General features: G+C 42.7%; 18 protein-coding genes and 1 other annotated feature. Of the genes, 7 read left to right on the top strand and 11 right to left on the bottom strand.

The window, feature by feature from the left end; all coding sequences use genetic code 11:
- Positions 1–919 precede the first annotated feature (919 nt).
- Positions 920–2,281 carry a magnesium transporter gene (gene mgtE / locus EV213_RS03135; protein WP_133579034.1) on the bottom strand — a complete coding sequence of 454 codons (1,362 nt, stop codon included), beginning with the start codon at positions 2,279–2,281 and terminating at the stop codon, positions 920–922.
- A gap of 97 nt (positions 2,282–2,378) precedes the next feature.
- Between mgtE and EV213_RS03130 the strand changes: the two genes are divergently transcribed.
- Positions 2,379–3,563 (top strand): FtsW/RodA/SpoVE family cell cycle protein, encoded by a 1,185-nt coding sequence (locus EV213_RS03130; protein ID WP_133579033.1) that lies wholly within the window; start codon positions 2,379–2,381, stop codon positions 3,561–3,563.
- 131 nt (positions 3,564–3,694) lie between these two features.
- On the opposite strand, the gene EV213_RS03125 is transcribed toward EV213_RS03130, so the two are convergent.
- From EV213_RS03125 to yjbM, 3 genes are read right to left on the bottom strand one after another with little or no spacing between them, the layout of a single operon-like run.
- Complete coding sequence (locus EV213_RS03125) at positions 3,695–4,588, bottom strand: RluA family pseudouridine synthase (RefSeq protein ID WP_133579032.1); 894 nt, start codon at positions 4,586–4,588, stop codon at positions 3,695–3,697.
- A complete protein-coding gene (locus tag EV213_RS03120) occupies positions 4,588–5,388 on the bottom strand; it encodes an NAD kinase (RefSeq protein ID WP_243739973.1) in 801 nt (266 codons plus the stop codon). Before EV213_RS03120 ends, EV213_RS03125 begins: the two co-directional genes overlap by 1 nt.
- Before the next feature lie 4 nt (positions 5,389–5,392).
- Positions 5,393–6,040: a GTP diphosphokinase gene (gene yjbM / locus EV213_RS03115; protein WP_133579030.1), complete on the bottom strand. Its 648-nt coding sequence runs from the start codon at positions 6,038–6,040 to the stop codon at positions 5,393–5,395.
- Between the two features lie 199 nt (positions 6,041–6,239).
- On the opposite strand from yjbM, the gene EV213_RS03110 reads away from it, so the two are divergent.
- The 4 genes from EV213_RS03110 to EV213_RS20635 all read left to right on the top strand — a co-directional run bounded on the left by EV213_RS03110 (position 6,240) and on the right by EV213_RS20635 (position 8,580).
- Positions 6,240–6,812 (top strand): CYTH domain-containing protein, encoded by a 573-nt coding sequence (locus EV213_RS03110; RefSeq protein ID WP_166639140.1) that lies wholly within the window; start codon positions 6,240–6,242, stop codon positions 6,810–6,812.
- A gap of 233 nt (positions 6,813–7,045) precedes the next feature.
- Complete coding sequence (locus tag EV213_RS03105) at positions 7,046–7,435, top strand: globin domain-containing protein (protein WP_133579028.1); 390 nt, start codon at positions 7,046–7,048, stop codon at positions 7,433–7,435.
- 12 nt (positions 7,436–7,447) lie between these two features.
- The gene (locus EV213_RS03100) at positions 7,448–8,329 is read left to right on the top strand and encodes a ClpXP adapter SpxH family protein (protein WP_243739972.1); all 882 of its coding nucleotides are present in this window, start codon (positions 7,448–7,450) and stop codon (positions 8,327–8,329) included.
- A gap of 74 nt (positions 8,330–8,403) precedes the next feature.
- Positions 8,404–8,580, top strand: a complete 177-nt coding sequence (locus EV213_RS20635) for a hypothetical protein (RefSeq protein ID WP_166639139.1) — start codon at positions 8,404–8,406, stop codon at positions 8,578–8,580.
- 204 nt (positions 8,581–8,784) lie between these two features.
- Here the strand turns inward: EV213_RS20635 and pepF are convergent, their stop codons facing one another.
- The 3 genes from pepF to mecA all read right to left on the bottom strand — a co-directional run bounded on the left by pepF (position 8,785) and on the right by mecA (position 12,820).
- Positions 8,785–10,599 (bottom strand): oligoendopeptidase F, encoded by a 1,815-nt coding sequence (gene pepF / locus EV213_RS03095; RefSeq protein ID WP_133579027.1) that lies wholly within the window; start codon positions 10,597–10,599, stop codon positions 8,785–8,787.
- A 53-nt stretch (positions 10,600–10,652) separates the two neighbouring features.
- A complete protein-coding gene (locus EV213_RS03090; protein ID WP_133579026.1) occupies positions 10,653–11,852 on the bottom strand; it encodes a competence protein CoiA in 1,200 nt (399 codons plus the stop codon).
- A 311-nt stretch (positions 11,853–12,163) separates the two neighbouring features.
- Entirely contained in the window at positions 12,164–12,820 is a 657-nt protein-coding gene (mecA, locus tag EV213_RS03085) for an adaptor protein MecA (RefSeq protein WP_133579025.1), read from the bottom strand.
- A gap of 228 nt (positions 12,821–13,048) precedes the next feature.
- Between mecA and EV213_RS03080 the strand changes: the two genes are divergently transcribed.
- Positions 13,049–13,711 carry a TerC family protein gene (locus EV213_RS03080; RefSeq protein WP_166639138.1) on the top strand — a complete coding sequence of 221 codons (663 nt, stop codon included), beginning with the start codon at positions 13,049–13,051 and terminating at the stop codon, positions 13,709–13,711.
- 65 nt (positions 13,712–13,776) lie between these two features.
- On the opposite strand, the gene spxA is transcribed toward EV213_RS03080, so the two are convergent.
- The 3 genes from spxA to EV213_RS03060 form a co-directional block, all read right to left on the bottom strand.
- Positions 13,777–14,172: a transcriptional regulator SpxA gene (gene spxA, locus EV213_RS03075; RefSeq protein WP_133579023.1), complete on the bottom strand. Its 396-nt coding sequence runs from the start codon at positions 14,170–14,172 to the stop codon at positions 13,777–13,779.
- A gap of 374 nt (positions 14,173–14,546) precedes the next feature.
- Entirely contained in the window at positions 14,547–15,092 is a 546-nt protein-coding gene (locus EV213_RS03070) for a GNAT family N-acetyltransferase (RefSeq protein ID WP_133579022.1), read from the bottom strand.
- 787 nt (positions 15,093–15,879) lie between these two features.
- Positions 15,880–17,067, bottom strand: a complete 1,188-nt coding sequence (locus EV213_RS03060; RefSeq protein WP_133579020.1) for a putative glycoside hydrolase — start codon at positions 17,065–17,067, stop codon at positions 15,880–15,882.
- Positions 17,068–17,221: 154 nt separating this feature from the next.
- Positions 17,222–17,465 (top strand) — a binding site (T-box leader).
- A gap of 46 nt (positions 17,466–17,511) precedes the next feature.
- On the opposite strand from EV213_RS03060, the gene trpS reads away from it, so the two are divergent.
- A complete protein-coding gene (gene trpS, locus EV213_RS03055; protein WP_133579019.1) occupies positions 17,512–18,495 on the top strand; it encodes a tryptophan--tRNA ligase in 984 nt (327 codons plus the stop codon).
- Between the two features lie 145 nt (positions 18,496–18,640).
- Here trpS and EV213_RS03050 read toward each other — a convergent pair whose 3' ends face one another.
- A complete protein-coding gene (locus tag EV213_RS03050) occupies positions 18,641–19,393 on the bottom strand; it encodes a DUF3603 family protein (protein ID WP_133579018.1) in 753 nt (250 codons plus the stop codon).
- Positions 19,394–19,435: the final 42 nt, after the last annotated feature.

Genomic DNA, 19,435 nt, shown 5'->3' with positions numbered 1-19,435 from the left:
GCCATTCAATCAATAATCTGCAATGATTACGAATTTGACGGAATTTAATCCGTGGTCTAGTCGGTATAACGTGTGACATACGCTAGTGTAATTTTGCTCACCTAACCATTTTGTCGATGTTTACTTAGACAACTTTTGTAGTGTGCAAATCACCTTCAACGCTGGCTGTGCCTGAGTGAAAACAAGGTGATTTAGATCGATTGACCTCTTGTATTCAGGCAAGTGAAAGCGCCACTAGCGAAAACTCATGCTGCAAAGAAATCACGACGAGAGTCTTCTCGAGTCGGTGTTGCCACTGTGCCCTTTATGGTGCAATGAACTCAAGAACGCTACGTCAAAATACTTCGCGTTCCGCGGGCACGGCTTCAGCTTCCTCGGAAAGCAAAAGCGGCTTACCTGCGGGATCTTCAGCTCGCGCTGTTCCCGCAGGAGTCTACGTATGTTGACTACGCTGATGGTTGTTTCTGCGTAAATTGTTTTTATTTTGTCTCGGTCTCATATTACGGAGAAAATAGAAAAGCGAGTTGAACAGTGTTGCATTAGCAAACAAGAAAATTTAGCCAAAACACCAGCCTTGTTTAGTAAAGTGAAGATACCAACGTCCACTACCTTACACTTCCAAAAGAAATGAAGCTTCATTTCAAAGGCTAAGAATCCTTCAACACATGAAATTAGCTGGAATTACAACAAATTTTTTGTGAGCAATGGCTGCGTATTTAAAGAGCTTTAACAAATCAAAAGCAGCAACTAGCGAAACTCATGCTGCAAAGAAACACAATAAGGCTTTTTCGAATCGATATTGCGCTTGTACCATAGGGTGAAAGCAAGCATATGGCGAGCTTGTATAAAAAACAATGAATTTTAGGTTTACACATTTATATCTAAGCGTTTCTGCCACATGTAAGATGAGAAAGTTGAGTTATTTAAGCAAATAGCTGAGAAACAATTGGGCAGCGCCGAAATAGATCAGGATGCTGAGAAGGTCATTAATGGTCGTAATAAATGGACCAGATGCCACAGCAGGGTCAATCTTTAAACGATGCATCAACAGTGGGACGAGTGCGCCAGCTAGTGTAGCGGCTATTAACGTAATGAAAATGGATGAACCGACAAGAAGACCTAACGCCATATTCCCTTGCCAGATTGACACGATTGCAAAAATGAGCACACCACAAACACTCCCAGTAATAATTCCTGTGCCCGCTTCACGAACAATAAGCTTGCCTGTCGATTCCTCTCCAGCCTCTCCTGTTGCTAGTTTCCGAACAGCAACAGCAAGCGCTTGTGTGCCTGTATTTCCTGCCATCCCTGCAATCATCGGGATAAAAATGGCCAAGACAGCCACTTTATCTAAGGTGGTCTCAAACTGTCCAATGAGTGTTGCCGTTAACATACCGAGAAACAGAAGGATGACTAGCCAAGGCAGTCGTTTTTTTGCAGATTCCCAAGAGCTTCGCTCCGCTGTTCGCGCATCTCCAGCAGCTGCAAGTTTTGCATAATCATCGGAGGCTTCCTCTTCAATCACATCGACGATATCATCAACTGTAATAATCCCTAAAAGCCTATGTTGAACATCAACGACCGGAACGGCCAATAAATCGTAATCTTTGAAGCGTTTAGCTACGTCCTCCTGGTCATCTCCAACGCCTACTGAAAGCACACGTGCATTTAAAATGTCATCAACCAATGTATCATCCGCGCTTACGATCAAGCTACGTAAGGAGAGGACACCAAGGAGCTTTTGCATGTCGTTCAGCACATACACATAATAAATGGTTTCCGCATCGGGGGCTTTCTGTTTAAGCACCGCCATCGCTTCTAGCACTGTTTGCCCGACCCGAACAGCGACATATTCTGTCGTCATCAAGCTCCCTGCTGTTTTTTCTTCATAATGAAGAAGCTCTTTGATATCCTCCGATGCCTTTTCGGGCATAAGATTTAGATAGCCTGCCACTTCAGCTGGCTCAAGCTCGGAAAGCACATCGACCGCATCATCCACATACATATCGCCAAGCATCGTTGACGCATACACTGGGTGCATTTCCGCAAGATATGTTTGCTGGCGGTCCTCATCAATATTCTCAAAAACCATTGCCATTTCCTCGGGAGATAGAAAGCTATACAACACTAATCGCTCTTCATCATCTAGCTGTTCCATCACCTGGGCTTGTTCAAACGAATGAAGAGAAAGATATTTTTTTCGAAACGATTCGATCGTTCCGTTGCGGAGCTGCTCATTTAACTCCTCTACGAATAGGTCCACTTGAACGGACTCTGTCATGTTTACGTACCTCCTTGCATCTGCCTTTGTCAAAAAGCCATAAGTTTTGTAGAATAATATGGTCGGCATTCATTTGAATTGAAAGGAACACATCATTATGGAAAGAGATAAGACCCCACTACAACAGCTTGATGCACCATTGCTCTTTCTTTTGTTTTTGCTGGCGATCACGAGTTTGGTTGCCATACAAACATCTGAAATTATTCTGCCCGAAAAATTAAAAGGACTGCATTTCGCATTGAAGCAAGGCGTTTGGTATTGCATTGGCGGGATCGCTGTTGTCTTCACCATGCTCATTGATTTTGATCGCTTTAGAAACTTTAGTTGGATACTTTATGGATTTGGTATGATTCTGCTCATCGGCCTTTTCCTCAACTTTCCAGCTTCTGTGATCGAAACTCGCAACAACGCCACAAGCTGGTACTCTGTTCCAGGAGGAAGTTTTCAACCATCAGAGCTAATGAAAGTTTTTCTCATCATCGTACTTGCAAAATTAGTATCCGATCACCATAGTAAAAGATTGGAGAAGCGAATACAAGATGACATTTGGCTGTTAGCAAAACTTGGTTTGGCAACGATCCTTCCTTTTATCCTTATTATGGAACAACCGGACCTAGGAACAGGGCTTGTGTTTTTAGCCATCCTTGGGTCAGTGCTTCTTGTGTCTGGTATTCGTTGGCGTCTGCTTCTCTTACTTGCCTCATTAGCAGTTTTAGGGGTTGCTACGCTTGTTTTTATCTATTTTACGTTCCCTGTTTTTTTTGGATCGCACATACTAGCAGAGTATCAGATTAACCGCTTCTATGGGTGGCTTGCCCCAAACGATTATGCCAGTGACGAAGGTTTTCACTTAGTCAAGTCTCTTCTCGCCATTGGTTCAGGACGACTTGATGGCGTAGGTTTGAACCAATTGACCGTTGAAGTGCCAGAGCCACATACTGACTTTATTTTTTCTGTGATTGCATCTCAATTTGGCTTTGTTGGTGGCAGCATTGTGATCTCATTGTTCTTTATGCTCATCTACCGAATGATCCACATTGCGATTGAATCTCACGACCCCTTCGGAAGCTATCTTTGCGTCGGTGTGATTGGCATGATTAGCTTTCAAGTGTTTCAAAACATTGGCATGACCATTCAGGTATTACCGATTACCGGTATTCCTTTGCCATTTATTAGCTACGGAGGCAGTTCCTTACTGACGTATATGATTGCTATTGGCATCGTATTAAACGTCCGCTCACGCACCAAAACATTTATGTTTGATTCAGGAAGAGATAATTGAGACATGTCGTTCTCATATTCTCAGGCTAAGAAGCGATCTTTTCGTTTCTTGTGCTTGAGGTGTCCACTTATCTCACAAAAAAGAACTGCCTTCGTCATTTTTCATGACACTAGGCAGTTCTTTTTATGTAATCAAATGAGAAGGTCCATATCCTCATGGAGTGGACAATCAATTTCTATCGAACGCCCATCCAATGGATGAGAAAACATCATCTGTCTGCAATGAAGGGCTTGTCGACCAATGTGGGCACTTTCTGCTCCATAAAGCGTGTCGCCCATAACAGGGTAACCTAGCCACGCCATATGGACGCGAATTTGATGAGTCCTCCCAGTTTCGAGCGTCACATGAACCTGGCTCTTTTTATTAACACGACCTATTCGTTCGGTCGTATAATGCGTCACTGCCTTTTTTCCGTCTTCGATGACAGCACGAGCGACTTTGCTCCCTGGCGACATTCCAATCGGCTGATCAATCGTTCCAGCTTCTGGTTGGATACACCCTTCAAGAATCGCAGTATAGGCGCGTCTCATCGTTTTATCTTGTTGTTGCTGGCTAAGTATGTGGTGAGCATGCTTATGCTTGGCGGCCATCATCGCACCAGACGTATCGCGGTCCAAACGGTTGACAAGATGAATAGCTGTACGTTCACCATTCGTTTGATAATGAGCCAGCAATGCACTGGCAATGTTCAAAGGGTCTCCACTTTGCGGAGGAAGGGAAGGAACGCCTGGAGGCTTATCAATGACTATGACATCTTCATCTTCATATAATACCGAAAGAGCAAACGACATTGGTACGATATGTGAGCCCGTCACTTCTTCAGGAAGGGAGACTTGTAACGAATCATTCTCGCTTAGCACATCATACCCTTTTTTAGATACCCCATTGACGAGCATTTGCCCTTCCTTTTTCACCGCACGATACGTTCTTGAGGAAAATGTCTGTGACTCCTGTAGATAGTCTTTAATTTTCATTCCTTCAGCTGCTGCTGTAATTCGCCATTCAAATGTTCGTGCGTATTCCATTAAGATTTATCCCCTACAAAAGATTCTTTGACACGTGACCAAAATGGGAAAGATCGGTACCGAGCAAAACGAACTTTCTCACTTGCGACCTTACAGCGGATTGATTTTACATCTTTATGCAAAAGGGTAAGGTGATCAATAGTAACTGTAAAATTAACGTCGTTCACCGGAATCAACAGACACGTGTGGTGCTTCGGTAAAATGAGTGGTGACCCAACTGTTCGGAACACGCGATTGTTGATCGACGCCATTTCAGCCAGCTGAATCGCTTCAAGCGAGGGATGAACAATAGCGCCTCCAAGCGCTTTATTATAAGCCGTGCTGCCTGATGGCGTTGAGATGCACAACCCATCCCCACGAAACGTCTCAAAATGATCATTTTTAATAAGTACATCCATGACAAGAGATCCTTCTGTGGCTTTCACTGTACACTCATTTAACGCCAAATATCTCGAATCTGAATCACCATTTATGTATGAAACCATAACTTCAAGCAATGGGTATTCGACAATATCAAAAGGTGTTTTGGCGATATCAATGACGAGCTTTTCCACCTCTTGTGGGGTCCAATCCGCATAAAACCCTAAGTGTCCTGTGTGAACACCAATAAAAGCAGTGGTTGACAGTCGGTTCCTATAGCGATGGAAGTTTGACAGCAACGTCCCATCTCCACCTACAGAAATGACGAGCTCAGGTTTTTCTTCGTTCCACACTAGCCCAAAATCGATAAGATAGGTTTTCATCTTTTCACATAAAGCATCGGACGTTTCGTCGCCTTTTGAAGTTATTGTAAAGTTCATGTGCTCACCTGCTTTTGTCAGTTGATGGGTTGTTTTTTTCAAGCTTACGTAAAAATACTTGGTGGGCTTCTTGAATTTCTCCACGGATTTTCGACATTTCTTCATCTAATCGGAAAGCGGCTTCAGCAGCCCGTTGAATCCGCATCTCAATCCCCGAAGGAAGTTGTCCTTTGTATTTGTAATTTAATGAATGCTCCACCGTTGCCCAAAAGTTCATTGCCAGTGTACGAATTTGAATCTCAACAAGTAGTTTCTTTTCTCCTTCGACTGTTTGAACTGGGTATCGTAGAACAAGGTGATACGACCGATATCCACTTTCCTTTTTGTTGGCAATATAATCGCGCTCTTCAACGATGTCAAAGTCATTGCGCTCCCGCAAAAGTTCTACGACACTCGTAATGTCATCAACGAACTGACACATCATGCGAAGACCAGCGATATCCTGAATCCCTTCACCGATTTGATGAAAAGGAACATTTTTTCTTCTCGCCTTATCAAGAATGCTTGGAATCGGCTTAACTCTTCCGGTCACAAACTCTATTGGCGAGTGCTGTCGATCAACTTCAAACAGCTTACGCATTCCTTTTAGTTTTACCTTTAACTCTTCTATGGCTTGTTCATAAGGCGCAAGAAATGCCTCCCAATTCTCCATAGTAGCCCCCCTGTTGATCGAATCAGACTTTCCGTAGTCATATTTACCTACGATAGCCGTCAGCTTCTTCCACTTCTTATTTTATCATAAATGCCCATTCGCTTAAAAACGATAAAGGCGTTCTGCAAGCATCAACACTGTGTTTTCATAACGAATATGGTACACTTTCAAATAGTCTCGCGTGAAGGAGCTGAAAGTATTGCACCAAGAACAAGAATTAGAGTGGAAAAACCTGCTGAACGAAGATGAATTTCAACGTCTTTATAGGTATTATCAGTTTCAGCATGATGATTTTATCCAGCAGACCAACCACTATTTTGATACGTCGGACTTTCTACTTCGTTCCTCTCATGCAGCTTTACGTATCCGTGAAAAAGGTGGGCAATACACGTTAACTTTAAAACAGCCTCATCCGTCTGGAGAAGGACTTTTGGAAACCCACCAACCTTTGGAAGTGAAGCATGCTCAACAGATCTTGACGGATGGCCATTGTAAAACTCCAGAAGCTATGCAGCCATCTTTGTCATTGATAGGCAGGAAGACGTTGAATGTGAAGCATATTGGAACATTAATGACGCGTCGCTCTATTCGAGAGATGTCTCATTTCACGCTTTTTTTGGACCATAGCTTTTATGGGCAAAAGGAAGATTATGAGCTTGAAATTGAGGCCACTTCAGTGACTGCCGGGGAACAAGCTTTCCTTGACATACTAAGGATGCACAACATTCCAAAACGAGAAACATTGAATAAGATTGCTCGCTTGTTCACCTAAAACGTACTGATTAAATTGCTTCTGCGATCACAACATTTGCGCAATCTTCCTTTGCGTTGCTAAAATAGACTTACAGCTTCACAGATTAAACAACATCGTCTCTTGGGCAGCACTTGTTTTTCGATGCGCGAAGGCTTGAGAGGCGCACAGTTGCCATTCAGGCAATGAGCACCAAACAAGGCGATGCAACAATGAAAGCGAGCGGTTCTCATCAGCCTGTGGGAGGAAAAATTATGACAAAACAACCAAGCCCCTACGACATGATAGGCGGAGAAAACGTTGTAAAGGATCTAGTTGAAAAATTCTATCAACGGGTTTCTTCACATCCAGAGCTATCTCCTATTTTTCCAGAGGATTTGACTGAAACACGACGAAAACAAGTCCAATTTATGACTCAATTTCTTGGAGGTCCGTCGCTTTATACAGAAGAGCATGGACATCCTCGCTTACGCGCACGCCATTTGCCTTTTCAAATTACACCGAGTCGGGCTCAAGCTTGGTTAGAATGCATGCAGTTGGCTTTGTCCGAAACAGAGGCCGACGAGCATGAAAAACGGATGTTGTTTGAACGCTTGAAGCACACCGCTCAGCATATGATTAATACACCTCAAGATCGTGAGTAAGGAGGAACGAAGATGGATATGAATATTTCCAGGGACCTCTGTCAAGAGGATGCATATCGACAGTCCAAACCATTGGAGATTTACATGTTCATTGATCCTTTAAGCACATGTTGCTGGGGACTTGAACCAGTAATGAAAAAATTGATGGTGCATTATGGGTCCTATTTTCGATTTCGTCATGTCATTGGCGGACAGTTCCCTAAGATTGTTGAATGCACAAAAAAGAAATACCCAGACCTTGCCAAGTCCTGGGAGCGTGCAGGCTGCTTGTCAGGAATGAGCTGCGATGGCGATTTGTGGCTTGAGGATCCGATTTTGGCCCCTTATTATTTGCCAATTGCGATAAAGGCAGCAGAATTGCAAGGGCAAACGGCTGGGTTCCGTTTCCTTCGAAGGCTACAGGAAGTCCTTTTTCTCGAAAAACAAAATGTCTCTAAAAAACATGTTCTGCTCGATATTGCATCAAAGGTTAATCTCGATGTAGATGAATTCAAACGTGATCTTTCCAATTCCGCTGCGGTCAAGGCTGTTGAGTTTGATCTTAAAATGAATGCTGAAATGGAAGTTACTGAAACACCAACGCTTGTTTTCTTCAGTCAACATTTAGAAGAGGAAGGCTTAAAAATATCTGGGACGTATGCGTATGAAGTGTATGTCGGCATTATTGAAGAAATGCTTGGATATACGCCGCTTCAAGCAGAGTTACCAGAAATCAGAACCTTTCTTCACACCTTCCCATTCGTATCAACAGCTGAAATAGCTACGGTCTATAATTTGACGACGGAAGAAGCTGAAAAATGGATGAAAAAGCTGAAGCTGCAAGGAATTGTTGAATGTGTCCCTGTAAAGCACGGGTACTTTTGGCGCTATAAAAATTCGACAGTAGCTACGTAAGAATAGCATATGCCTAATCCCTCCTTCATATAGTTTCTGTACATGCAAGAACGATTAGTTGCGAGGTGCAGAGTATGAAATGGTTACTATTAGGCGAAGTCCTTTTACTGCTTGTTGCCTTTGGACTTTTTTTGGTTGGATTGCTTGGACAATTCCCATTGATTCTCGCAGTTATTCTATTATTTCTCACCGTTTTCGCTCTCGTTTCATCGATCCAGTCCATCCCTCTTCTAAAGGTTAAAAAAAAGTAAGCCGTCCAGTTTTTTTGGACGGCTTACTTTTTAAATAACGTCAATTCAAAAATACCATTGAAAAACGCAGGCTGAATGAAAACGCTTGTCTTATCTAAGCGCAAAGACTTGGGAGGCGCGGAGTTGCCAAATGGGCAATGAGCACCGGATAAGGCAAAGCAACAAAGAAAGCGAGCGTTTGTCATCAGCCTGAAGCTTACTTTTTTATAGTTCGTTCAACAAAGCTTCAAATTCATTCAATCGTTCCTCAAAAACGGACAGCGCATCGTCAACTGGTTTTGAAGTCGTCATATCAACACCTGCTTTTTTAAGCACTTCAATTGGATAATCACTACTTCCAGATTGCAAGAACGTTAAGTATCTCTCTACAGCCTGATCCCCTTCTTCAAGGATTTGCTTTGACAAGGAGGTCGCTGCACTATAGCCAGTCGCGTATTGATAGACGTAATAGTTATAGTAAAAGTGAGGGATCCGACTCCATTCATGACCAATTTCTTCGTCTAAATGTACGCCATCCCCAAAATACCGCTTATTGAGCTCATAATATTCCTTCGTGAGAAAGTCAGCTGTCAAGGCTTCACCCTCACGTGATTTCTCATGAATGAGATGTTCAAATTCGGCAAACATCGTTTGGCGGAATAACGTGCCTCTAAACCCTTCCAAATAATGATTCAAAAGATATAAGCGCTTCTTTTTGTCTTCCGTTGTTTTCAATAGATAATCATTTAGTAAGGCTTCATTGCACGTGGAAGCCACTTCTGCCACAAAGATGCTGTAGCCACTGTATTGATATGGCTGTGTTTTCTCTGAATAATAGCTGTGAAGTGAATGACCTAGCTCATGCGCTAACGTAAAAACGGTATTGACGTTGTCTTGCCAATTCATCAAAATGTAAGGGTTTGTGCCATATGTTCCAGAGGAATAGGCACCACTGCGCTTCCCTTTATTTTCAGGCACATCAATCCAGCGGTCTGAATACGCCTTTTTCAATATGGCCTGATAGTCCTCACCGAGCGGCTTTAGTCCTTCCAGCACAAGGCCCTTCGCTTCTTCGTAAGGAATCTTCATATCGACCTCATCGATAAGCGAAACATACATATCGTACATGTGTAGCTCGTCGAGTTGTAATATTTTTTTCCGCAATGCAATATAACGATGCAGCAAAGGCAAATGCTTGTGCACGGAAGCAATTAAATTATCATACACCTCTTCAGGAATATTGTTTCCATGTAGGGCAGCCTCACGAGCGGTTTTATAATGGTGAACAGACGCTTTGTAATTGTCAGCCTTGACCGCACCACTGAGGGTGCTGGCAAACGTATTCTTATACGTGCCATACGTATCGTACATGACCTTGAAGGCATCCTGACGAACACGGCGGTCTTCGCTCTCCATAAACCGTATGTAGCGCCCATTGCTTACATCAATCTCATTTCCATCTTCGTCCTCAATGCTGGCAAACTGCAAATCGGCATTTGTCATCATTGAATAAATGTTGCTAGATGAGCTAAAGACTTCTGATGCTTTTGCGAGCAGCGCCTCTTCCTCAGAGGAGAGCACATGGGGGCGATGGCGATTAATGTCCTCTAACGCATGCTTGTATTGCTGGAGGGGCTCATACGTAGAGATCATCTCTTTAAGCTTCTCTTCTGAAATGGAAAGCAGCTCTGGTGTCATAAACGAAAAGGCACTACCGATTTCCGCATACAAAGCTTTTGCTCGGTCATTCATGCCTTGATACGTTGAATTCGAAGTATCCTGATCATTTTTCAGATGAGAATACACATACAACTTGCCCATTTTTTGTGTAAGTTCATTCTGAAACTGCAACGCCTTATAAAGCTGTTCAGCACTCTCTTCAAGCGTTCCTTGAAAGGCTTTCATTCCGGTATAACTCTCTTTAATATGTGCAAATGAAGCTTCCCATTCTTGGTCTGTTGAAAAAATATCCTCTAAGCGCCACGTAAGCTCCTCAGGAATTTCACTCCTCGTTGGCAATGATGACGTCTTTCCACTCATAAACAATCCCTCCTCAAAAAGTAAACACAACAGTGCGTTCTTCAATCAATTCTTTATATCCACTGAAAACTCCTCCCTTGGTGCGCTTTTTTGCTCTTTTGCAACACACTCAGCATTTTTTCATCTTCACGTAAGGCTTCATCTATCATACGAGGCATCGTTAGAGCATTTAAAAATACGTATGCATTGGCTTTTTTTTGACAAACCTCAAGATGCACCAACTGCTCTATGTAGGATTGTATAGCTTCAAATGGATCTCTTTCACAGTATATGCATGGTCTCACGACAAGCAGCTTCTGTTCAATTGCCTGCGTCAACCATTGCTTAACCGCTTCCGATTTTATGGGCTTACGACTAAGCATATAGGGATAGAGGAACGTCACAAATACAATGCATTGCCAGTCCCAAACGGAATGTGCGAATGCCTCACTTCCCTTGCTAGGTATGCCGATAAACCCTGGGACGAGGGAGATTGAAGTTCCCGTGGCTTCATAGTATTTACGGGGAAGGCCCTGCTTATAAGCTGATTGCCAATAAGCTGCAGAGCGCCAACTTTTTTTCGCCGTAAGCCAATATGGAGTGAGTTGGAGGGGACTACGTTTTTTTGTAGCGTGTAAAGCGCGATATACACTGAATTGCTGTGCAGCATAGGTGGTTGTTTGAGCAATTATTTTTGTTTTGGTGACGGGACAGATGGAGTGAAATTCGGTGAACATATTTGAATGTGGACAAAAGGTGAGGAGATTGTTGGGATGATCTTCGGGTGGTGCGAACGACCAGTCGAATTGTTGAAGACGGTGGAATGGAGGCTTTTGCGCATGAACTCTTTTGTGCCCTAGAATCCATAGAACGTGTATATCGTGTTGTTTGTACACTTTTGTACGTGCAAGTATTGTATCAATTGGTACCGTTGCGCATTGGAATTCAAGTACGTAGGCTTTTTGATTTCTTACAAAATAAATGTCTGGCCTTTGTTGAAGTTCACTTAGGTAATATTCTATTTTTGCGTCAACCCCTTGTGAGGTTAGCCAGTCGTAAAGTCTCTTTTTTCCTAAAAGATGATAGGCCGTCTCTCCACCTTGTGGGCATATACCGTTTGCTTTGTGAGCAAAGTGCCAAATCTTTTCAGACCCACACTTTGGGATGACCGGTTCAGCACATGCCGGGCAATAGTATAGCCGTTTCTCTATTCGGTCAAGTGGCTGTCCTGCAAGTTGCACGATTTGGCCCTCTTCGTTCACTGCAGTGAGCATTTCCTACTCCCTCGTTTCTTCATAGACTTTCTTTCCATTTCGACATGGATGTTGAGATTCCCCCTTTTTCTACACTTTACATGAACTTTTATAGATGTATCATCAAGACCAAGCTATGCTTGCTCTATCGCCAGCCGCGCTTTGTGGGGAGTATCGCTAATGACTGCTATTCGTATTTTACGTGCGTATATTTCGTTCAAGACCTTTTCGAATCAACCTTCCGTACAATCGAACTGGTGAGGTTCTCCCTTTTCCACTACAACAGTACAAAAAGCACTGCCGTATGCTTGGCAGTGCTTTTTGACTCGACATTATTGAAAGTAGGTTTTAAGCTGATTCAGGGCATTCTCTGTAAACAATCGATTGCCGTATTCCTGCAAGCGATGAACAGAAACTCTTGAGTCTGTCCCATATTCTAAAAGAAGACTTAAGCTATTGTCTTGTACTTCTTCTTCGTCATCGTCGTTAAACATGACATACAAGTAATAGTTGTTGTCATACGAATAAAGTTCATTATGAAGGGTCGGGAATTGAAACCGATGGGACAATTGAATCGCGTCTTCCAAGTCATTAAAACGAATGACAAAATCAAGTGTGTCCTCATCTTTAGCTTCAGTAGATGTTGAAGACGTTGGTGTATCGACCATTTCGCTCATGGCATCATCCACTGGAATATCAATGTGGTTATCATCATTTAAAGGGAGCTCAAGCTTTTCTCCATCCTTTGAAAATTGAGCCTTGGTCACAATCACTTCCAACCCAGCCTCCATTGCTTGAACCTGAATCCATAGCGGACCCTCCATAGAGAACTTTTCCTTATGATAAACTTCATCCATCATATCCCAAAATAGCTCTTCACTTCGTTCACGACTATACCAAATCTCTTCGCGTTCGAAGCCACGGTCTTCAATATCCACGTAAGATACAAAAAACTTCACAGTGTGTTCGTTGATTCTCTCGATCTCCATCTTTTTCTCTCCCTTCCGTTTGCATTTTCTTTTCTCGAAGGGCCAGTTGTTTGTGGTTTTCGTGTTCCACCACCAAAATTGACCTATTTAAAAAGGGTTTGGCCAACTTCTTCTTCTCATTGTATGACAAAACGCATAAGAATGAAAACAAAAAACCTATGCTGTAAAAAAAAAGGACCCTTGTCTTGGTTTTGTTCTGGACAGGCGTTAACGACAGGAGGCACAATAATGGAATTCGAATGGCTTTGGCCAATCCTTATTATTATCGGTTTAGATATCATCTTAGGCGGAGACAATGCCGTTCTCATCGCTTTGGCTTGTCGTGGATTGCCAGAGCATCAGCAAAAAAAAGCGATTCTTTTCGGGACAATCATGGCAGTTGTGTCTAGAATTGCCCTAACAATCGTAGCAGTGTTCCTCCTACAAATCCCTTACATTCAATTAATTGGAGGATTATTCCTCATGTGGGTTGCCATTTCGTTAGCTAGCAACTCTGACAGCCACGGTATTAAAGCAACGAAAACATTAGGCAGTGCCGTCCGCACGATTCTTATTGCAGATTTCACAATGGGATTCGATAATGTCATTGCCGTAGCTGGGGCCTCTACAGCGTTTTGGCAGGTGATCGTAGGCTTGCTTGTGTCCATTCCAATTATGGTTGCGGGCAGCCGAGTGATCCTTTATTTACTTGAAAGGCACCCTTGGCTCGTATTTGGCGGTACTGCCTTATTAGGGTACACGTCTGGTCATATGATCATTCACGACCATATGGTCCTCACGTATCTCACTCATAGCCACAGCATTTATGGGTTCGCCCCTTGGCTGTTTGCATGTGCGGCATTGGTCGCATCTTTCATGTATAGCAGGTCTGTAAAGCTTAATGTCAAATAGCAGTAAATAATGAAAAAGCAAGCCTCGAGCGCATATAAGCGTTCGAGGCTACAATTCTTTACTATTTAATTCACAAGACGTTGTGCTTCCTGAAGCTGATATGTTCGAACTTTACGAGGCAAGAAGCGGCGAATTTCGTCTTCATTATAACCAACTTGCAATCGTTTTTCGTCCATGATGATCGGACGACGTAGCAAGCCTGGGTGTTCACTCATAAGTTCAAACAGTTCTTGTAGTGGAAGAGACTCCACATTCACATTTAATTTTTGAAATACTTTTGAACGAGTAGATATAATTTCATCTGTCCCATCCTCTGTCATCCGTAAAATATGTTTAATTTCATCCACACTTAACGGATCTGAAAAAATATTTCGTTCTTCAAAAGGAATTTCATGCTCCTCAAGCCAAGCTCTTGCTTTTCGACAAGACGTACAACTCGGTGATGTAAATAACATTACCATAGGCCTTCGTCACTCCCTTAGGTCGGTTTCAAACTTTATTTTGAAGCGATTTTCACTTTAAATTAACTATTACTGACTAATTTCATTATACATCAAAATAGATCAAAAGAACAGATGTTTCATAAAAAAGTCAAGAAATTTATTTATGATCTCTGTCTGCCTGAACAATCGACATTCTACAGCATTTTTCTTAACTATTTTCGGTGTTCCCTTAATCAGCTTTACTAAAACATTCCTACTCAAGAAAAATAAAAAGATCGTCGATTTGGCTTAGTTTGTCCATTCAAGCGTGATTCATGTAAGCCTCTTATTGAGAATATCTTTGATTACATGAGAAAAGCCCTTCTCTTATTAAAGAAGGACCGTATCACATGCTATTTGTTTTCGTACTTTAATACCGTATCAACGGGTTCATACGATTTCCCGTAAAATTCCTCATCCTTATACGTGTGAATCATTTCATACGTATGCTTCATCTGATTAAAGATGGAGTGCTCAGACGCATTGTCTGGAGACCAAAAAAGAATTTCAAGCTCATTGTACTTATTTGTGGCTAATGATTTTCTCTTGTACCCAATAGATTTCGCATGGGTAAACCCTTCCCGTTTATAGAAACGAAGTCGCTTTTCCGTATCTGAATCATCGTAGTCGATTGGTTCGACCTCTAAAATGATTGGTTTATTTTTCACTTTCATATTCTCCAACAGCTGATGACCTAGACCTTCACCTCGAGCAGCTTTAGAAACAAACAAATAGTCAATAAAGCAAAAATCAGGCGTTTCCACATACATCATGACGTGGTTTGGTCCTTCTTCTTTGTGATAAATGTCACTCTTTTCACGAAGTAATGTTTCCATATGCTCCTGTGACTTCATTTCTTCAATCGGGAAGTATTCACTTAATTTTTCGTACCAATTCATAGGCTTCTACCCTCTCCTTCGTTCAATGTATACAGTTTACCATACCCTCTTTTTCCCCGTCGCATGCCTGAAAAGCGCAAATACAGGCCTCTCACACGATCTTTTCCGATTGGCTTAATTCAACAACTTTAATGGGAACTATCCTTTGAAATGCATCTATTCAGACACGTTTCCCACGCTCACTCAAGCACGGCCCGCGTTAAAGTTGATTTCGCACTGCGAAAGTTATCTAAACATAAGTCCACCGCTGCATCAATACTGCACTAGGTGATGTAACTTTGGCATGGAATGATGCACATACTTGGCTTGTTTAAAAAGCAACATGGCTTAATACTACTTCTTACTCGTTATACGAGACCTGAAGAAAATAAAAAAATTTACGCAGAAACAAACATCAGCGTAGTCAACATACGTAGACTCCTGCGGGAACAGCGCGAGCTGAAGATCCCGCAGGAAAGCTTGCTTTCCGAGGAAGCTGAAGCCGTGCCCGCGGAAAGCGGAGTGTTTTGACGAAGCGGTCTTGATTTCTTTTCACCCTACGGGTACAAGTGCAACATCGACTCGAAAGGACCTCGTCGTGTTTTCTTTGCCGCCAGGAGTCTCGCTATTGGCAGCTTTTCATGATGAATTGCGGAAGTTGTCTTTATAAAAACGTAAGCTTTCCTCTTTTACTCAAGGAACCCAATTTGCCTCCAAAAAAAATCCGAACAGCCCCAAAAAATGCCAAGTGACATTTTTTAGTTGTTCGGTTTTTTATATGTGACCTGACATTATAGACTGTTCCGGTTTATCGACCAGGAGTAAAATCAGCATTCTCTGAATAGCGGTTTGACGCATTCCATAAGAGATATTCTTCAATGCCATTGTCATAAAGCGCCTTAATTTGCGCTTCGACTTCTGCTTTGCCATACGTCAAATAGTTTCCACTGCCTAACCAACTGGCCGTAAAGTCCTGAATCCAAGGTCTTGACGTTGGTGGGTCTTCTAGTTCGGCTAACTTTTTATTTTCAACTTGCGCATAAGCATCCACCAAATTGTATGGTTCAAGATCCGGCTTTGCTATGCCAAAATAGCTCGTCCAATGACTTGGATAGATCATGGAAGAAATGACGTCCACATTCGCTGAGATTTTCGAGAAGTTTTGGCCAATACCTGGTGCTGCTGGGAGCGTCGCTGAATAGCCAAAGATATCAACCGACACGTCCACATCATACGGCTTCATTTCCTCACGTGCATACTTCACAAAATCAGTCACTGCCGATACTCGTTTTTGAACATTGTCGGTTCCCTCTTTTACATACGTTCCATGATCGTATTGCAGCTCATCTTCCCTTGTCTCGAACCCTTCTGGGAAGCGAACATAATCAAATTGAATTTCTTGAAAGCCCATTTTTGCTGCTTCTTCAGCAATTTTGACGTTCCTTTCCCAAACCTCTTTCATGAATGGATTGACAAACGCATCGCCTGAACCATTTGTCCATACCTGTCCATTTTGAGTAAAACTGACGTCTGGGTTGTCCATCCCCCATACAGTGTCCTTAAAGACGACGATACGAGCAATTGGATAAATTTCATGCTCTTCCAGCGTTTTCATCATCGCTTCCGGATCACCAATAAAATTACGACTGTATTTCGCGTCTGGGTGATCTTCAGGGAGCTTAAATGTAATGTACCCATGGTCATCTTTAATATCAATTACCATCGCGTTTAAATCTGTTGTATCCATCAAATTCACTAATGAATCAAACCGGGCACCACCAGCCGAATAACCAGTCACATATATCCCACGGACCGCATCAGGATAAGTAAAATCATAACCAGAATCGTATGTAAATCGAGGCATATGCTCCGGCAAGGGCAATGGTGCGACAGCAAGTTCTCTAGTGACGTGAGCGATCGTGTTTGCTTGCGCCTCCTTTCCAAACGGGATGACGAAAAGCAATCCAACGATGAAACAATAAAACCACTTCTTCATAAATTTAAAACTCCTTCATTCCTCATATGTCTTTATTATAAGACGTTTGCCGGTTTTAAAAAAGGATAAATCGGCGAATTCCCCCAAAATTCGGCAAAGATTTTTATGTCCGTTCGTTGCATTTTTTTTCAATAGAAATTATACTATGAAAAATAATGATGTGATGATGAAGAAAAGTACGCAAGGACGGTATTTTCAGAGAGCCCATGGATTGCTGAGAATGGGTATTACCTCTTGTCGAATGGGCTTCTGAGCATTCAGACCAAACGAATGTAATTTTGTTTAAGTAGGCTCTGACGGCTTCCGCACGTTACCGCGGCAGGTTATAAAACCAACAAAGCTCTGTATGCATGTTCACAGAGAAACTAGGGTGGCACCACGGTCCAATCGTCCCTTTTCCTAAGGGAAAGTTGGGCTTTTTTTTATTTTAAGGAGGAGAAACGTATGAAAACTATTTTTTCAGGTGTTCAACCGAGTGGTATTCCAACGCTAGGCAACTATATCGGTGCACTGCAATACTTTCCAGAAATGCAAACGGACGACAGTCATTGCTTTTATTGCGTTGTTAACCAACATGCCATCACCGTTCCCCAGGACAAAGCTGAACTGAAGCGCAACACACGATCTCTAGCTGCTTTGTATATCGCTCTTGGCATTGACCCAAACAAATCCACTGTGTTTGTGCAATCAGAAGTGCCTGCACATGCTCAGCTCGCATGGGTTTTGCAGTGTATCAGCACAATCGGTGAGCTTGAACGAATGACACAGTACAAGGATAAATCAGCAGGTGCCGAATCGGTCTCCTCAGCGTTGTTAACATATCCTCCACTAATGGCTGCAGATATTTTACTGTATGGAACAGATATCGTGCCGGTTGGCGACGATCAAAAGCAGCATTTAGAGCTCACTCGCACTTTGGCAGAACGATTTAACAAGCGATTTAATGAAATTTTCACTATACCTGAGGTGCAAATTGCCAAAGAAGGAGCTCGTATTATGAGCTTGCAGCATCCTGAGAAAAAAATGAGCAAGTCTGATGTGAACCCAAAAGCATACGTGTCGATGCTCGATACAGATGCGCAAATCCGCAAAAAAATTAAAAGTGCTGTCACAGACTCTGAAGGTGTTGTTGTATTCAATAAGGAAGAAAAACCAGGGGTTTCAAACCTTATGACCATTTTACGTACATGTACAAAACAATCGATTGCGGAAATTGAAGCTGCATACGCTAACAAAGGGTATGGTGATTTTAAAAACGACGTTGCAGAAGCCGTTGTCGCAACGATTGGTCCGATCCGTGATCGTCACGACGAGCTCGTTGCCAGCACTGAACTCGACCGTATACTTGATGAAGGAGCTGAACGGGCGAATAAAGTCGCACGAAAGATGCTGCGCAAAGTTGAAAAAGCTATCGGGTTTACCCGATAGTCAGGAATGCCTTAGGGGGTTGGCGGAAATGCTTAGCCCCCTCCCTATTATTGACTTACGAAGTTGTCTCAATCAAAAGAAGCGACCGAATCGTATTACCGGTTCGCCCGCCTATGCTAGCCCTAAAAAACTACGGGCTATATCCTTAATTGACTTTGCTGACTTCCTCCAGCTCCCACAGCTTCTCTAAATAGGATTGCCCACGAATAAGCGACGCCCCCACTTGCCCATGATGAGCACTCCACCCTTTGCGAATTCCCTCAAACATCCATTCCCACGCTTGATCAAATGAAAAACGCTGAATGATCATATAATGATCAGGGTCCCATTCCGTGCACCAGTATCGCATTTCGGCGTCATTGGCATTTGACTTCAAATGATCCATTGCCATGTATAGCACCTGCTTTAATTGCCTTTCCTTCCTTGTCAGACCTCTCATCTCAGAAGGCGCAGGTGAATACAAATGATATTCTTTTGCAGGTTCAAGCTCTACGTTTGCCCAATTGTATATTGTTGGGGTTTTCGACGCCACCATGTCATAGACGAGTTGTTCTTGACGAGGAATAATTCGACTCTTGCGAACAGGAATATCGTACCCTATCGTGTTGACAGCAAGGATATTCATGCCATCTGTGACGATAAAACAGTACTCCAATGCTTTCCGTTCATGATTTTTTCGCATATAGCTCTTATTGTACACATCCTGTAACAATTGCTTTGGCAATGGCAGCAGCTCGTTTTCAATCCGCTCAAACACGACGTGCTCAACGAATAAAACAGGTGTTTGATCAAGCACTTCTATCGCGTCTTCCTTGCGCCATTCATGGAAAGCACACACGTTGTACCCATTCTCTTCACCTTCAAACCAGTTCACCCAAACATCATGTAAGTAAAGCAAATGCGCCCCCACCTTTACTGTAAGATTGTAGAAAACAGTATC

It is taken from the genome of Aureibacillus halotolerans (assembly GCF_004363045.1).
In the GTDB taxonomy this organism is placed as follows: domain Bacteria; phylum Bacillota; class Bacilli; order Bacillales; family DSM-28697; genus Aureibacillus; species Aureibacillus halotolerans.
This window is presented reverse-complemented; position numbering and strand designations above follow the sequence as displayed.

What these genes read in the sequence shown, in the direction of transcription:
- mgtE (WP_133579034.1), bottom strand. Translation starts at nt 2,281, where the DNA reads ATGACAGAGTCCGTTCAAGTGGACCTATTCGTAGAGGAGTTAAATGAG.
- EV213_RS03130 (WP_133579033.1), top strand. Translation starts at nt 2,379, where the DNA reads ATGGAAAGAGATAAGACCCCACTACAACAGCTTGATGCACCATTGCTC.
- EV213_RS03125 (WP_133579032.1), bottom strand. Translation starts at nt 4,588, where the DNA reads ATGGAATACGCACGAACATTTGAATGGCGAATTACAGCAGCAGCTGAA.
- EV213_RS03120 (WP_243739973.1), bottom strand. Translation starts at nt 5,388, where the DNA reads ATGAACTTTACAATAACTTCAAAAGGCGACGAAACGTCCGATGCTTTA.
- yjbM (WP_133579030.1), bottom strand. Translation starts at nt 6,040, where the DNA reads ATGGAGAATTGGGAGGCATTTCTTGCGCCTTATGAACAAGCCATAGAA.
- EV213_RS03105 (WP_133579028.1), top strand. Translation starts at nt 7,046, where the DNA reads ATGACAAAACAACCAAGCCCCTACGACATGATAGGCGGAGAAAACGTT.
- EV213_RS03100 (WP_243739972.1), top strand. Translation starts at nt 7,448, where the DNA reads ATGGATATGAATATTTCCAGGGACCTCTGTCAAGAGGATGCATATCGA.
- EV213_RS20635 (WP_166639139.1), top strand. Translation starts at nt 8,404, where the DNA reads ATGAAATGGTTACTATTAGGCGAAGTCCTTTTACTGCTTGTTGCCTTT.
- pepF (WP_133579027.1), bottom strand. Translation starts at nt 10,599, where the DNA reads ATGAGTGGAAAGACGTCATCATTGCCAACGAGGAGTGAAATTCCTGAG.
- EV213_RS03090 (WP_133579026.1), bottom strand. Translation starts at nt 11,852, where the DNA reads ATGCTCACTGCAGTGAACGAAGAGGGCCAAATCGTGCAACTTGCAGGA.
- mecA (WP_133579025.1), bottom strand. Translation starts at nt 12,820, where the DNA reads ATGGAGATCGAGAGAATCAACGAACACACTGTGAAGTTTTTTGTATCT.
- EV213_RS03080 (WP_166639138.1), top strand. Translation starts at nt 13,049, where the DNA reads ATGGAATTCGAATGGCTTTGGCCAATCCTTATTATTATCGGTTTAGAT.
- spxA (WP_133579023.1), bottom strand. Translation starts at nt 14,172, where the DNA reads ATGGTAATGTTATTTACATCACCGAGTTGTACGTCTTGTCGAAAAGCA.
- EV213_RS03070 (WP_133579022.1), bottom strand. Translation starts at nt 15,092, where the DNA reads ATGAATTGGTACGAAAAATTAAGTGAATACTTCCCGATTGAAGAAATG.
- EV213_RS03060 (WP_133579020.1), bottom strand. Translation starts at nt 17,067, where the DNA reads ATGAAGAAGTGGTTTTATTGTTTCATCGTTGGATTGCTTTTCGTCATC.
- trpS (WP_133579019.1), top strand. Translation starts at nt 17,512, where the DNA reads ATGAAAACTATTTTTTCAGGTGTTCAACCGAGTGGTATTCCAACGCTA.